Origin of the sequence: Flexivirga sp. (genome assembly GCF_051955415.1) — a bacterium.
Lineage (GTDB): Bacteria > Actinomycetota > Actinomycetes > Actinomycetales > Dermatophilaceae > Flexivirga.
In genome coordinates this window covers 21,017-34,550 of record NZ_JBQCGS010000014.1, presented here as the reverse complement: position 1 = coordinate 34,550, position 13,534 = coordinate 21,017, and the positions used below count along the sequence as shown (strand labels likewise).

13 protein-coding genes and 1 riboswitch are annotated in these 13,534 nt (G+C 71.2%); of the genes, 1 reads left to right on the top strand and 12 read right to left on the bottom strand.

All coding sequences use genetic code 11. The features are described from left to right. Nucleotide 1: 1 nt before the first annotated feature. The 12 genes from ribD to mihF all read right to left on the bottom strand — a co-directional run bounded on the left by ribD (nucleotide 2) and on the right by mihF (nucleotide 11,871). The gene (gene ribD / locus ACTHL4_RS02435; RefSeq protein WP_440281143.1) at nucleotides 2–1,060 is read right to left on the bottom strand and encodes a bifunctional diaminohydroxyphosphoribosylaminopyrimidine deaminase/5-amino-6-(5-phosphoribosylamino)uracil reductase RibD; all 1,059 of its coding nucleotides are present in this window, start codon (nucleotides 1,058–1,060) and stop codon (nucleotides 2–4) included. Between the two features lie 120 nt (nucleotides 1,061–1,180). Further along, nucleotides 1,181–1,308: riboswitch (FMN riboswitch) on the bottom strand. A 140-nt stretch (nucleotides 1,309–1,448) separates the two neighbouring features. After that, on the bottom strand, nucleotides 1,449–2,108 hold the full coding sequence (gene rpe / locus ACTHL4_RS02430) for a ribulose-phosphate 3-epimerase (RefSeq protein ID WP_440281142.1): 660 nt from the start codon (nucleotides 2,106–2,108) through the stop codon (nucleotides 1,449–1,451). A 39-nt stretch (nucleotides 2,109–2,147) separates the two neighbouring features. Next, nucleotides 2,148–3,668, bottom strand: a complete 1,521-nt coding sequence (locus ACTHL4_RS02425) for an RsmB/NOP family class I SAM-dependent RNA methyltransferase (RefSeq protein WP_440281141.1) — start codon at nucleotides 3,666–3,668, stop codon at nucleotides 2,148–2,150. Continuing rightward, nucleotides 3,665–4,594 (bottom strand): methionyl-tRNA formyltransferase, encoded by a 930-nt coding sequence (fmt, locus tag ACTHL4_RS02420; RefSeq protein WP_440281140.1) that lies wholly within the window; start codon nucleotides 4,592–4,594, stop codon nucleotides 3,665–3,667. Before fmt ends, ACTHL4_RS02425 begins: the two co-directional genes overlap by 4 nt. 1 nt (nucleotide 4,595) lies before the next feature. Then, entirely contained in the window at nucleotides 4,596–5,141 is a 546-nt protein-coding gene (def, locus tag ACTHL4_RS02415) for a peptide deformylase (protein WP_440281139.1), read from the bottom strand. A 5-nt stretch (nucleotides 5,142–5,146) separates the two neighbouring features. Continuing rightward, a complete protein-coding gene (locus tag ACTHL4_RS02410; RefSeq protein WP_440281138.1) occupies nucleotides 5,147–5,818 on the bottom strand; it encodes an HAD family hydrolase in 672 nt (223 codons plus the stop codon). A 21-nt stretch (nucleotides 5,819–5,839) separates the two neighbouring features. After that, the gene (locus tag ACTHL4_RS02405) at nucleotides 5,840–7,981 is read right to left on the bottom strand and encodes a primosomal protein N' (RefSeq protein ID WP_440281137.1); all 2,142 of its coding nucleotides are present in this window, start codon (nucleotides 7,979–7,981) and stop codon (nucleotides 5,840–5,842) included. Between the two features lie 57 nt (nucleotides 7,982–8,038). Then, nucleotides 8,039–9,253: a methionine adenosyltransferase gene (metK, locus tag ACTHL4_RS02400; RefSeq protein ID WP_440281136.1), complete on the bottom strand. Its 1,215-nt coding sequence runs from the start codon at nucleotides 9,251–9,253 to the stop codon at nucleotides 8,039–8,041. Between the two features lie 65 nt (nucleotides 9,254–9,318). Beyond that, complete coding sequence (coaBC, locus tag ACTHL4_RS02395; RefSeq protein WP_440281135.1) at nucleotides 9,319–10,536, bottom strand: bifunctional phosphopantothenoylcysteine decarboxylase/phosphopantothenate--cysteine ligase CoaBC; 1,218 nt, start codon at nucleotides 10,534–10,536, stop codon at nucleotides 9,319–9,321. 92 nt (nucleotides 10,537–10,628) lie between these two features. Then, a complete protein-coding gene (gene rpoZ, locus ACTHL4_RS02390) occupies nucleotides 10,629–10,892 on the bottom strand; it encodes a DNA-directed RNA polymerase subunit omega (RefSeq protein WP_440281134.1) in 264 nt (87 codons plus the stop codon). Between the two features lie 50 nt (nucleotides 10,893–10,942). Then, complete coding sequence (gene gmk, locus ACTHL4_RS02385) at nucleotides 10,943–11,548, bottom strand: guanylate kinase (RefSeq protein ID WP_440281133.1); 606 nt, start codon at nucleotides 11,546–11,548, stop codon at nucleotides 10,943–10,945. Further along, the gene (gene mihF / locus ACTHL4_RS02380) at nucleotides 11,545–11,871 is read right to left on the bottom strand and encodes an integration host factor, actinobacterial type (RefSeq protein ID WP_440281132.1); all 327 of its coding nucleotides are present in this window, start codon (nucleotides 11,869–11,871) and stop codon (nucleotides 11,545–11,547) included. The genes gmk and mihF overlap by 4 nt, the downstream gene beginning before the upstream one ends. A 301-nt stretch (nucleotides 11,872–12,172) precedes the next feature. On the opposite strand from mihF, the gene ACTHL4_RS02375 reads away from it, so the two are divergent. Further along, nucleotides 12,173–13,507 (top strand): MFS transporter, encoded by a 1,335-nt coding sequence (locus tag ACTHL4_RS02375; RefSeq protein WP_440281131.1) that lies wholly within the window; start codon nucleotides 12,173–12,175, stop codon nucleotides 13,505–13,507. The last annotated feature ends 27 nt before the right edge of the window (nucleotides 13,508–13,534 follow it).

The following is a 13,534-nucleotide window of genomic DNA, read 5'->3' as shown; positions in this document are numbered from 1 at the left end:
GTCACTTCCTCCGATAGGTGAGTCGCACGTCATCCGCGAACCGGGTGACGTCGTGCAGGGTCCAGCAGGTGGCGTCGGACAACGTCCGGACGCCGAGCGGTCCGATCGCCGGGCGTCCGGCCCCGAGCAGGAGAGGGGCGACGTAGCCGATGATCTCGTCGACCAGCCCGGCCGTGCAGGCTGCGGCGCCGAGCGTCGGCCCGCCCTCGAGCAACGCGCTGCGCACGCCGCGCGCGTGCAGCTCCTTCATCACGGCGCCGAGGTCGTGGGTGCGCAGGTGTAGCGCCGGCGCGTGCTCATCGCGTAGGTGGGCGCCGGGCGGCAGGTCACGCTCGCCGACGACCACCCGCAGCGGCTGCCGCGCCGCCGCCGTCGCCGCTGCGGGCCGGGCCGTCAGGCGCGGGTCGTCGGCCAGCGCGGTGCCGGTGCCGACGATGATCGCGCCGACCCGGGCGCGCAGTTCGTGTACGTCGGCGCGCGATCGGTCGTTGCTGATCCACCGGCGGGTGCCGTCGGCCGCCGCCGACCGGCCGTCGAGTGTCGTCGCGAACTTCCAGATCACCCAGGGCTTCTCGTGGGTGACGGAGTAGGTCCACGCCTGGTTCAACGCCTCCGCCTCGGCCGCCAGCACTCCACCGACGACGTCGATCCCGCGAGATCGCAGGATGTCGGCCCCGCCACGGGCGATGGGGTTGGGGTCGTGCTGGCCGTAGACCACGCGGGCCACCCCTGCCGCCGTGAGGGCGTCGATGCACGGTCCGGTGCGGCCGGTGTGCGCGCAGGGCTCGAGGGTCACGTATGCCGTCGCGCCGCGGGCCAGGTCGCCTGCGTCGGTGAGCGCGGCGACCTCCGCGTGGGGGGTGCCGGCGCCGTCGTGCCAGCCACGTCCGACGACGTCGCCGTCGCGGACCAGGACGCAGCCGACGCGCGGGTTCGGATCGGCCACCGGCCCACGGCCGGCGAGTTCCAGGGCAGCGCGCATCGGCTGCGCACCGGCCGCTTCATCGGCGGTGCCCGGGGCCGGATGGTCGGCCAGCGGGTGGGGCAGATGGTCGGACACTGCCTCGTCACTCCTTCCCGGTCCGGTTTCACCGGCTCCGGGGATGACGGGCGGTCGCGCGATCCGTCGGCAGCGCCGACGGTGCGTTGTCGCCGGGTGCGCCGTGGGACGGCACACCCGCTCGTGCTGCCTCCCATCCGGACTTTAACCGTCGGTCCTGGAGTTTCACCAGGTCAACCGGCTGCCATGGCAGCCGGGTCGCGGACTATCACCGCCGGCTCGGAATTTCACCGACCCCGGAGCACGTTCGTTCTCGAGTATGGCACAGGCGTCAATATGCGCCGACACCCCATGATCTCCCCCGCCCAACCAGCAACCGTTGCCGGTTACGCACGCATCCCGGGCAGATCCACGCAGCCAACCAGCGACCGTCGCCGGTTACGCACGTTCAGTGATGCACACAGGCCGTCGCGAGCCGGCGGAGCTCGCCGATGGCTGCTGCGGCGTCGTCGGCGCCGTAGACCGCCGAACCGGCGACGAACACGTCCGCGCCGGCGTCGGCGCACTGCTCGATCGTCGAGGCCGAGACGCCGCCGTCGACCTGGATGCGGATCCGGCCGCCGCGCCGGTCGATCGCCTCGCGCACCTCGCGGACCTTCGGCATCTGGTCGGCCATGAAGCTCTGGCCGCCGAAGCCCGGCTCGACGGTCATCACCAGCACCATGTCGATGACCTCGAGCAGTTCCTCGTAGGGCGCGAATGCGGTGCCGGGCTTGAGCGCCATACAGGCCTGCGCGCCGGCGGCGTGGATGTCACGGGCGAGGGAGCGCGGATCGGCGGCCGCCTCGATGTGGAAGGTGACGCTGGCCGCGCCCGCCTCCGCGTAGGCCGGTGCCCAGCGGTCCGGGTCGTCGATCATCAGGTGGCAGTCCAGCGGGATCGGCGTGACTCGCTGCAACGCCTCGACGATCGGGAGGCCGAGGGTGAGGTTGGGCACGAAGTGATAGTCCATGACATCGACGTGCGCCGAGTCGGCATCCGCGATGCGTTGCAACTCGCGCTCCAGGTTGGCGAAGTCGGCCGACAGGATGCTGGGTGCGATCTGCACGCGTCCTCCAGATGAATGGTCGAAACAGGCTCGGAATGCTCAGTGCTCGGTCGGGGCGTGCTTGCGCAACAGGGCGAAGAACATCGCGTCGGTGCCGTGCACGTGCGGCCACAGCTGCACGGTGGGGTGATCTCCGAACTGCGGCACCTGCTCCCCCGCCGTATCGCGGAAGAGGGGACGCGCGTCCTCCACCGTCACATCGGCGCGTGACGCGGTCACCGACCGCACGACCTCGGTCGTCTCCGCAACGTGCGGGCTGCAGGTCACGTAGGCCACCACACCGCCCTCGACCGTCGCGTCCAGCGCCGAGTGGAGCAGGTCGGCCTGTATGGCGGTCAGGTCCGTCACGTCGCCGGGATTGCGCCGCCAGCGGGCCTCGGGCCGGCGGCGCAGGGCGCCCAGGCCGGTGCACGGCGCGTCGACCAGCACCCGCTCGTAGGTGCCCGGCTCCTCCGCGCCCAGCTCGCGACCGTCGCCGGTCCCGATCATGACCTCGATCCCCGCGTCGAGTGCCGCACGCAGCGTGCGCCGGACGAGTTCGGTGCGGTGCTCGCTGATCTCGTTGACGAACAGCGTGGTGTCGCGGCGTTGCCCGGCCAGCGCCGCGAGCAGCGCCGCCTTGCCGCCGGGGCCGGCGCACAGGTCGAGCCAGTCGGCCGGCCCGTCGATCCGACGCGGCGCGGCGGCCAGCGCCAGCGCGACAAGTTGCGATCCCTCGTCCTGCACGGCCGCTCGGGTCTCCCGGACCGCGGCGATGTCCGCGGGGTCACCACCGGGCAGGGTGGCCGCGATCGGTGACAGTGACGTCCGCTCGGCGCCCGCCTCGACGAGCTCGTCCACGGTCGCCAGGCCCGGCCGTGCCACCAGCGTGACGGTCGGTGCGGCATTGTCGGCCTCCAGCAGGGACACCAGGGATGCGTCGAGTTCACCGTCGTCGGTGATGCCGTCCGAGCGCAGCGCACCGCGCAGTGCCCGCACCACCCACACCGGGTGCGAGTGTTCGACCGCGAGCGCCTCGTCCCGCGACCGACCGGCGGTGACCTCGCGCACCCACTCGTCGCGGCTGCGCTCGGTGATCCGGCGCAGCACCGCGTTGACGAACCCGGAGGCGCCGGTGCCGTTGACCTCGCGGGCCAGGGCGACCGTCTCGGAGGCGGCGGCGTGGGACGGCACGCGCATGCCGAGGATCTGGTGTGCGCCGAGCCGGAGGGTGTCCAGCACCGGTGGGTCGATCTGCCCGACGGGTCGGCCCGCCGCGAACTCGATGACGGCGTCGTAGAGGCCGCGCATCCGGATGGCGCCATACGTCAGTTCGGTGGCGAAGGCGGCGTCGCGGCCGTGCAGGCCGGCCGCGCGCAGTGCCGTGGGCAGTTCCAGGTTGGCGTAGGCGCCGTCCGCGACGGCCCGGCTCACCTCCCAGGCCACCTTCCGGGTGGGGTCGCCGCCCCGCCGCCGGTCCGCGGGACGGGTGGCGGTGCGGTTCTTGCCGCCGGCACGGCGTGATGCCGGGCGCTGCCTGCCGCGGTCGTCGCGGAAACCGCCGGTCTGTTGCCCGCTCATCCGAGCCTCTCTTCTTCTGCGACGCGTACGCCGCGTGCCCAATCTGCCGCCGCCATCGGCTTCTTGCCGTGGGGCTGCACGGTAGCCACCCGCAGCGGGGTGGTGCCGGTGCCGGCATACAGGGCTCGTTTGGTCGCCAGCAACTCCCCGGGTCTCAGCTGTATGTCGGCCGGAGCGTCCGCCGCGAACGCCAGCACCTTCAACCGGTCGTCCCGGAAGGTCGTCCACGCACCGGGTGCGGGGGTGCACGCACGAACGCGTCGATCGATGGCGAACGATGGTTCGTGCCAACGGATCTCGGCATCAGCCACGGTGATCTTGGGTGCCAGCGACACTCCCTCCGGCGGTTGCGGGACCGGCGAGAGCGAGCCATCGGCCAGACCGTCCAGTGCCGCGACGAGCAGTCCGGCCCCCGCCTCGGAGAGTCGGCCGAGCAGGTCGCCGCTGGTGTCCCGCGGCCGGATGGTCTCGGTCATCGTGCCGAGCACCGGGCCGGTGTCCATGCCCTCCTCGAGCACGAACGCGGTCGCCCCCGTCACCTCGTCACCGTGCAGGATCGCATGCTGCACGGGTGCCGCCCCACGCCACGCGGGCAGCAACGAGAAGTGCAGGTTGACCCAGCCGTGCTGCGGGACGTCCAGCACCGGGCGCGGCACCAGCGAGCCGTAGGCGACGACGGGGCACACGTCGGGCGCGAGTGCGGCAAGCTGCTGCGCGAACCCCGGCTGCTTGGCGGACCGCGGCTTCAGCACCGGCACCCCGAGTTCGTCGCCGAACACTCCGACCGGCGACGGGCGCAACGTTCGGCCGCGTCCGGCCGGCGCGTCGGGGCGGGTCACCACACCGACGAGTTGATGGGAGGAGGCGGCAACGGCCCGCAGACTCGGCAGCGCCACCTCGGGGGTGCCGGCGAACACCACGCGCATCTCAGTCCCGCCTCGTCGGGTTCGCGTGCGGGCTGTCCCGGATGATCGGGCCGGGAAGACCCGCCCATTCGGCCGCCCGGATCTCCTTCAGGGCCAGCTTGCGCTGCTCCCGGTCCAGCCGATCGATGAACAGGATGCCGTCCAGGTGGTCCGTCTCGTGCTGGATACAGCGCGCCAGCAGATGGGTGCCCTCGACCTCGATCGGCTCGCCGTACATGTCGACTCCACGCGCGACGACCGACAGCGAGCGCGGCGTCGGCCACGAGAAGTCCGGGATGGACAGGCAGCCCTCGTCGTCGATGTCGACGTCGCCGGACAGGTCCAGGTCGGGGTTGACGAGGTGGCCGAGCTGGCCGTCCACGTAGTAGGTGAACACACGCAGGCCGACGCCGAGCTGCGGCGCCGCGAGGCCTGCACCCGGCGCGTCCATCATCGTGTCGGTGAGGTCCTGCACCAACGTCCGCAGTTCCTTGTCGAACGTCGTGACCGGCGCGGCCGGGGTCCGCAGCACCGGGTCGCCGTACAGCCGGATGGGGGTGATCGACATGGTGCCTACCGCTCCACCGGGAGCCCGCGCACCAGCAGGTCGGCGCGCAGTTCCTCCGGCGTGGTGAACGCGATCGCGTCCATGCCGGCGTCCGTGGCGGCCTGCACGTTGGCCAGCTTGTCGTCGATGAAGACGCAGTCGTCGAGGCTGCCGAGGTGGCGTACGCGGTCGGCCAGTTCCTCGAAGATCTCGGGGTCCGGCTTGGCCACGCCTTCCTCCCCCGACACGATGATGTCCTCGAAGAGGTCCAGGAAGTCGAACGTGTCCAGCGCGACCGGGAAGGTCTCGGCGGACCAGTTGGTCAGCGCGATCAGCGGTATGCCGGCGGCGTGCAGTTGCTTGAGGATGTCGACGGTGCCGTCGATCGGGCCACGCAGCGACTCGGCGAAATGCTCGCGGTAGGAACGGATCTCGTCGGCGAAGTGCGGGTATGCCGCCGCTGCCGCGGCCTCACCGTCGGCGAAGGTGCGCCCCGCGTCCTGTTGGTGGTTCCAGGCGCCGAAGTCGAAGTCGCGCGCGGCGAGGAAGTCCCGCGCGCGCTGCTCACCCACCCCCGCTGCGATGGCCGGTTGCGGGTCCCAGTCGATCAGCACATTGCCCAGGTCGAACACGACGGCGTCGACCGGGGACGGCGTGAGATCGGGGTCCTCGACGGGCGCGGTCTGCTGCTGGCTCACCACCCAGAGACTACTGACGACTCACAGCAACGCGCCGCTCGGGTCGACGTGCACGGTCACGGTGCCCGGCATTTTGCGGGCACTGCGTCCGGCTCGGGCAGCGACGACCGCCCTCGCAGCCGCGCCGGCGTGCCGGCGGTCGGTGCGCAGCAGCATCCGGGCGCCGTCGCCGTCGCCGCCGTCCGGCGACGGCATCGGGCCGATGCGTTCCAGGGGTACGGCGTCGTCCAGAGCGTGCCGGGTGGCGGTGGCGAAGGCATCGACGTCGGCCGGTGCACCCGTCAGCATGGTCATCCAGGACGTCGGCGGAAGGGCGAGCTCGCGCCGGGCCGCCAGCTCGCGCTCGGCGAACGTGCCAGGAGCCCATCGGCTCAGCGCTTCCACCGGCGGCAGCGTCACCCCGGACGTGACTCCACAGACCACGACGGCGCCGCCGCGGGAGGCCGGCCGGGTGAGCGCGGCGGCGGCGACCCAGCGACGCAATGTTTCTTCTCCCGCGTCGAGGGTGGACCGGTCGAGCAACGCCCATCCGTCGAGCAGCAGCGTTGCGGCGTAACCGGATGCGGCGACCGGCTCGGCACCGGGCGTCGCGATGACGAGCTGTGGTTCGGCGCCCACCTCGTTGCGCACCTCGCCTGCGCCCGAGCGCAGCACGGGCACCCCGGGAAAGGCCCGACCGAGTTCCTCGGCCGTGCGCCGTGCGCCGACGACCGCGGCGTGCAGCCGGGTGCCGTCACACTCCGGACAGCGCCATGGCCGGGCGGCGCGGCCGCACCAGCGACATACGGGCGGCGCGCTGGGCGCGGTCAGCGCGAGGGGTCCGTGGCACTGCTCGCAGCGCGCGATCTGGCGGCACTGCCCGCAACGCAGCGCGGGCAGGTAGCCGCGTCGGGGCACCTGCACCAGCACGGGGCCGTCGGCCAGTGCGGTGTGCGCGGTGGACCAGGCGACGGGCGGCAGGTGCGCGTGCGCAGCGGCGCCGGCGCGTTCGACCTCGCGTTCGTCGGCCGCGACCACCACACGGGGCACCGAACCCGGTGGCGTGCGGGCCTCCACCGCGCGCACCAGCCCGTCCGCCAACCACCGTTGCACCGGCACCGAGCGCACGAACCCACCCAGCAGCAACGCCGCACACTCGCGCTCGGCCCGCAGCCGGAGCACCTCCCGGGTCTGCGGGTATGGCGCCCGCGGCTCCGCGAGCAGGTCGTCACCGTCGTCCCAGCACGCGAGCAGGCCGAGATCGCGCACCGGCGCCCACGCAGCGGCCCGGGTGCCGATGACGCAGCGGACATGACCGCGCAGGACCTTCAACCACGCGGTGTAGCGGGCCTGGGGGCCTTGTTCGGCGGTGAGGCGCACATGCCGGCCCTCACCCAGCTCCCCGACCAGCGCCGCGTCCAACCGGTCCAGATCCCGGTGGTCGGGCACCACCAGCAGGACGCCGCGTCCGCCGTGCAGCGTCGCCCGGGCGGCCTGTGCCAGAGCGGCCGGCCAGTCCTGGGCCGCCTCCACGGTGGGCGCCGCGAGCCAGCTCGCGGCGGGAGCGTCACCGCCGGACAGACGCCTCAGGAACGCCTCGCCTGCCGGATAGCGTTGCCAGGCGGTGTTTGCCGGCGCGGTCGGCCGCTCCGGCACCGGCGCCGTCCGGGCATCGAGCGCCTTCTCGGCGCCGGCGTGGCGCGGTGGCACGGCGAGCCGGAGCACATCGGCCAGCGGACCGGCATAGTGGTCGGCGACCGCGCGGCAGGCGTCGAGGACGGCCGGTGTCAGCACGGGCTCGGGGCTGACGACCCGTCGCAGCGGCGTCAGGCGCCCGGTGTGCTCGGGCTCCTGCACGCGCTCGATCACATATCCGGACACGTCCTTGCCGGCGAACCTGGCCTTGATCCGCACCCCGGGACGAGCCTGCTCGGCGAGCTGCTCGGGGACCGCGTATTCGAACGGCCGGTCCAGATGCGCCAGCCCGACATCCAACACCACGCGGGCCACCGGCAGCGGGATGCTCGCGTCGTCGGGCTCGGCCCGGACGCGCTCCGCCTTCGCCCGGGGCGCGGCGGCGGCGTGCAGCAGGTGCAGCTGCTCCGGTGTGGCGGGTCCGGGTCGGTGGTCGTCGGCCTCGCGCGCTGCTGCCGGCGGAGTGCTGGGTCGGCCGGACGAGTGCATGCCCTTGTTATACGTGACGCCCCGGACATCGCCGGCCGGCAGTCGTGATCAGCAGGCTCAGATGGCCCGCTGCAGCGCTTCGACCTTGTCGGTGCGTTCCCAGGTGAAGGCGTTGTCGACGCCGTCGGCCCGGGTCCGGCCGAAGTGCCCGTATGCCGCGGTCGGCTGGTAGATCGGCCGCAGCAGGTCCAGCTCCTCGACGATGGCGGCCGGGCGCAGGTCGAAGACCGTGTTGATGGCGTTCTGGATCTTCTCCAGCGGCTGCTTCTCGGTGCCGAAGGTCTCGACATACAGGCCGACCGGCTGCGCCTTGCCGATGGCGTAGGCGACCTGCACCTCGCAGCGCTCGGCGAGACCGGCGGCGACGACGTTCTTGGCCACCCAGCGCATGGCGTAGGCCGCCGAACGGTCCACCTTCGACGGGTCCTTCCCGGAGAAGGCGCCGCCGCCGTGGCGGGCCCTGCCGCCGTAGGTGTCGACGATGATCTTGCGGCCGGTGAGACCGGCGTCGCCCATCGGGCCGCCGATGACGAACTTGCCCGTCGGGTTGATCAGCCTGCGGTAGGACGAGGTGTCCAGGGTGTTGCCGGTTGCGGCGAGTTCTTCCAGGACCGGCTTGATGACGAGCGTGTCGATGTCCGGCTCGAGCATGCCTTCCAGGGAGATGTTCTCGGCGTGCTGGGTGGACAGCACCACCGTGTCGAGACGGACGGCCTTCTCACCGTCGTACTCGATGGTGACCTGCGTCTTGCCGTCCGGGCGCAGGTAGGCGAGCTCGCCGCTCTTGCGGACACCGGTCAGTCGCTCGGAGAGCCGGTGCGCGAGGAAGATGGGCAGCGGCATCAGCTCGGCGGTGTCGGAGCAGGCGTAGCCGAACATCAGCCCCTGGTCGCCCGCGCCCTGGCTGTCGCGCGCGTCGGTGCCGCCCTCGGCGCGGTGCTCGTGCGCGGTGTCGACGCCCTGGGCGATGTCCTGCGATTGTTCGCCGATGGAGATGGACACACCGCAGGAGTTGCCGTCGAAACCCTTGAGCGAGGAGTCGTAGCCGATCTCCTTGATGGTGTCGCGGACCAGCTTCGCGATCGGCACGTAGCTGTCGGTGGTCACTTCACCGGCCACGTGGACCAGTCCGGTCGTGACCATCGTCTCGACGGCGACCCGTGACTTGGGGTCGTCGGCGAGCATAGCGTCCAGGATCGAATCGCTGATCTGGTCGCAGATCTTGTCGGGGTGCCCCTCGGTCACGGATTCCGAGGTGAAGAGACGGGCCACAGGTTGCTCCTTCGATGTGCAGCGGCTGCTGGCTGGCGCCACCGTCCGGCGGAGCCACCCGGAGTCTAAACGGTGTGCAGGTGTTGCTGGACGACATCCCACACAGCGCGTGCCAGCGTCGCCTTGTCGGCCGGGCCGACGTCCGCCGCCGTCCCGATGCCGTCGCCGTCGCGGGTGAGGATGTGTATGACGGCCTGGTCCTGGCCGAACGTCACGCCCGGACCGACCTCGTTGACGACCTGGATGTCACTGCCCTTGCGGGCGAACTTGGCACGTGCGTGCTCCATGACGGATGCCTCGGCATCACCGGTCTCGGCCGCGAAACTGACGATGACGGGAGTAGGGCAAGCCCCACGATCGGCGACCAGGCCCTGGACGATGTCGGGGTTCTGGACCAGCCGCAAGGTGAGGTCGTCGTCGCCGGACTTCTTGATCTTGTGATCGCTGTATGTCGCCGACCGGTAGTCGGCCGGTGCCGCGGCCATCACGATCGCGTCGGCGTCGCTTGCCGCGGCGGTGACTGCCCGCTGCAGCTCCACGGTCGTCTCGACGCGCACGACCCTCACCCCGGGCGGGATCGGCAGGTCGGCGTTGGCGCTGACGAGGGTCACCCGTGCGCCCCGCTCGGCGGCGACGGCGGCGAGCGCGTAGCCCTGCTTGCCGCTGGAGCGGTTGCCGAGGAAGCGCACCGGGTCGATCGGTTCCCGGGTCCCGCCGGCCGAGACCACCACGTGCCGGTTGGACAACGGCCCGTCCGGGCGGTGCACCAGGGCCAGCGCGTAGTCGGCGATCTCCTCGGGTGCACGCAGCCGGCCGGGGCCGGTGTCGGCTCCGGTCAGCCGGCCCGAGTCCGGGTCCATGACGTGCACGCCACGCTCCCGCAGGGTCGCCACATTGGCGACGGTCGCCGGGTGCTGCCACATCTCGGTGTGCATCGCCGGCGCGAGGACGACCGGACAGCGTGCCGTCAGCAGCGTGTTGGTGAGCAGATCGTCGGCGAGTCCGTGTGCGGCCTTGGCCAGCAGGTCAGTGGTGGCCGGAGCGACCACCACGAGGTCGGCCCCCTTGCCGAGCCGGACGTGTGGCACCTCTTCGACCCGGGTCCACACGTCATCGGCAACGGGCTTGCCGGACAGCGCGGCCCAGGTGGGCGCGCCGACGAATCGCAGGGCGGCCGCCGTCGGGATCACGGTGACGTCGTGACCGGCTTCGGTGAATCGGCGCAGCAGCAGGCACGCCTTGTAGGCGGCGATGCCCCCGCTCACGCCGAGAACGATCTGCATAGCTGGTGGTTACAGCGCAACCGGGCGTGGTGCGTGGTCCCCGCGAAGTATGGGGAGGAGTGGAGCGAGGCAGAAACTTCGCGGGGTGCGCATCAGGCTTCGATCTTCTCGATCGACAGCAGACCCTCGTTGATCTCGCGCAGCGACACCGACAGCGGCTTGTCGTTGACCTGGCTGTCGACCAGCGGGCCGACATACTCCAGCAGGCCTTCGGACAGCTGCGAGTAGTAGGCGTTGATCTGCCGGGCGCGCTTGGCGGAGTAGATGACCAGCGCGTACTTGGAGTCGGCCACCTGCAGCAGGTCGTCGATCGGCGGGTTGGTGATGCCCTCGGGGGCGGCCTTGGTGCCAGACACGAAGAAAATCTCACTTCTCGTTGGGGGTGTAACCGGTCAGCGGCTGCGCCTCATGAGGTGGCGCAGATGTGCTGCTGCATCAAGTGTACGAGTTCCTCGGCGGCGCGCTGCACATCGTCGTTGACGATGGTGGTGTCGAACTCGGCCTGCGCGGCGAGTTCCCGGCGCGCCGTGGCCAGCCGCACCTCGCGTTCGGCCTCGCTCTCGGTCCCACGGCCGACCAGCCGGCGCACCAGCTCCTCCCAGCTGGGCGGCGCGAGGAAGACGAAGTAGGCCTCGGGCAGTTGCTCGCGCACCTGCCGGGCGCCCTGCAGGTCGATCTCGAGCAGCGGCAGCTTGCCGTCGGCCGCCGCCTCGGTCACCGGGCCGCGGGGTGTGCCGTAGCTGGCCCGGCCGTGTACTACCGCGTGCTCGAGGAACTCACCGCCGGCGACCATCCGGTCGAAGCGCTCCTGGCTGATGAAGTGGTAGTGCTTGCCGTCGACCTCCCCCGGCCGTGCCGGGCGGGTGGTGGCCGACACCGACAGCCAGACCTCGGGATAGTGCTGGCGGATGTATGCCGACACGGTGCCCTTGCCGACGGCGGTCGGCCCGGCCAGCACGACCAGCGGGGCGCATTTCCGCTGGTCGGTGGTGCTGGGGATGTCGGACGTCACGCCTCCCCCGACTGCTCGAAGTGCTCCAACAGCCGCTGCACCTGGTTCGCGCCCAGGCCACGGACCCGGCGCGTCTCGGCGATGCCGATGTCGGCCATGATCTGGCGGGCCCGCACCCGCCCGACGCCGGGCAGCGACTCCAGCAGCGCGGACACCTTCATCTTGCCGATGACCTCGTTGTCCCTACCGGCCTCGATGACGTCGCGCAGCGAACCCTGCGCGTACTTCAGCCGATTCTTGACCTCCGCCCGTTCTCGTCGCGCGGCCGCCGCCTTGGCGAGTGCCTCAGCGCGCTGCTCCGGCGTCAATTGCGGTAGGGCCACGTGTCTTTCTCCTGGCGTGCGTCCGATGCGAGGTGTGTCGCTGCGAGGGTGTTCGTTCACCCGCACCCAGCGAACCTAGCGAGTGTCCCAGCAGTTCGGCAACGAGGGGTCACCCCCGGGTCAGCCGCCCCTCCCGCGGGGGAACGCCGCGCCCACGGACCGACTTGGACCTGCACCGACCAGCGGGTAACGTCGTGCGCCGTTTGTGTCCGACGGACCCCTACCAGGACCTGGAGATGATTCGGTGAGTGTCACTCACCCGTCCAACCAACCCGTCCCGAATTCTGTCCTCCGCCGTGCCGTGGGTGCCTCCGCACTCGGCAACGCCGTCGAATGGTTCGACTATGGCATCTACGCGTACGGCGTCGCCCACATATCCAATGCACTCTTTCCCGCCGGCTCCGACAGCGCCGTCGCGTTCACCCTGCTCGGCTTCGCCCTCAGCTTCCTGATCCGCCCCATCGGCGGATTCTTCTGGGGGCCGCTGGGCGACCGCATCGGCCGCAGGAAGGTGCTGGCCGCGACGATCCTGCTGATGGCCGGTTCGACCGTCCTGGTCGGCGTCATCCCGTCATACGCCGCGATCGGCATCTGGGCGCCGATCCTGCTCTACCTGCTGCGGATGCTGCAGGGCTTCTCGACCGGCGGTGAGTACGGCGGGGCGGCCACCTTCATGGCCGAATACGCGCCCGATCGCCGCCGCGGCTTCTGGGGCAGCTTCCTGGAGTTCGGCACGCTCGCCGGCTTCAACCTCGGTGCCCTGCTGATGCTGTTGCTGACCAACGTGCTCAGCTCCAGCCAGATGGACAGCTGGGGCTGGCGCCTGCCGTTCCTGGTCGCCGGCCCGCTCGGCCTCATCGGCAGCTACCTGCGCTCCAAGATGCAGGACACGCCGGTCTACCGCGATCTGGAGAAGAAGGAAGAGGTCCAGGACAACCCGGGCCGCAACCTGCGCGACCTCGTGGCGCAGTACTCCCCGCAGATCTTCCAGCTGTTCGGGCTGGTGCTGGCGCTGAACGTCGTCAACTACACCCTCATCTCGTACATGCCGACCTACCTGCAGGACGCGATCGGGCTGTCCGACAACGGTGCGCTGATCGTGCCGGTGATCGGGCAATTCCTGATGATGGCCGTGCTGCCGTTCCTCGGTGCGCTCTCCGACCGGGTGGGGCGCAAGCCGCTGTGGGCCACCTCGCTGATCTCGCTGGCGATCCTGTCGGTGCCGATGTTCGCGCTGATGTCCACGGGCACGGTCGGTGCCCTGATCGCCTTCGCCGTGCTCGCACTGCTCTACGCGCCGCAGTTGTCGACCATCTCGGCGACGTTCCCGGCGTTCTTCCCGGCGCACGTGCGGTTCGCCGGACTAGCACTCAGCTACAACGTCGCCACGTCGCTGTTCGGCGGCACCGCCCCGGTGGTCAACGACCGCCTGATCAGTTGGACCGGCGACGACCTGTGGCCGGCCTACTACATGGCGGGCGCCTGCGTCCTTGGGCTGGTGGCCCTGTGGTTCGTCATCGAGACGAAGGGAGTCTCCTTGCGCGGCAAGGAGATCCCCGGCACCGAGGCCGCCGAGGAGGAAGCGCGGGCAGCGCAGGACTCCACGCCGGCGCCGGCACCCAGCCTGGAGCGGTGAGCCAGCGAAGCGCGCTCCGACACCTGG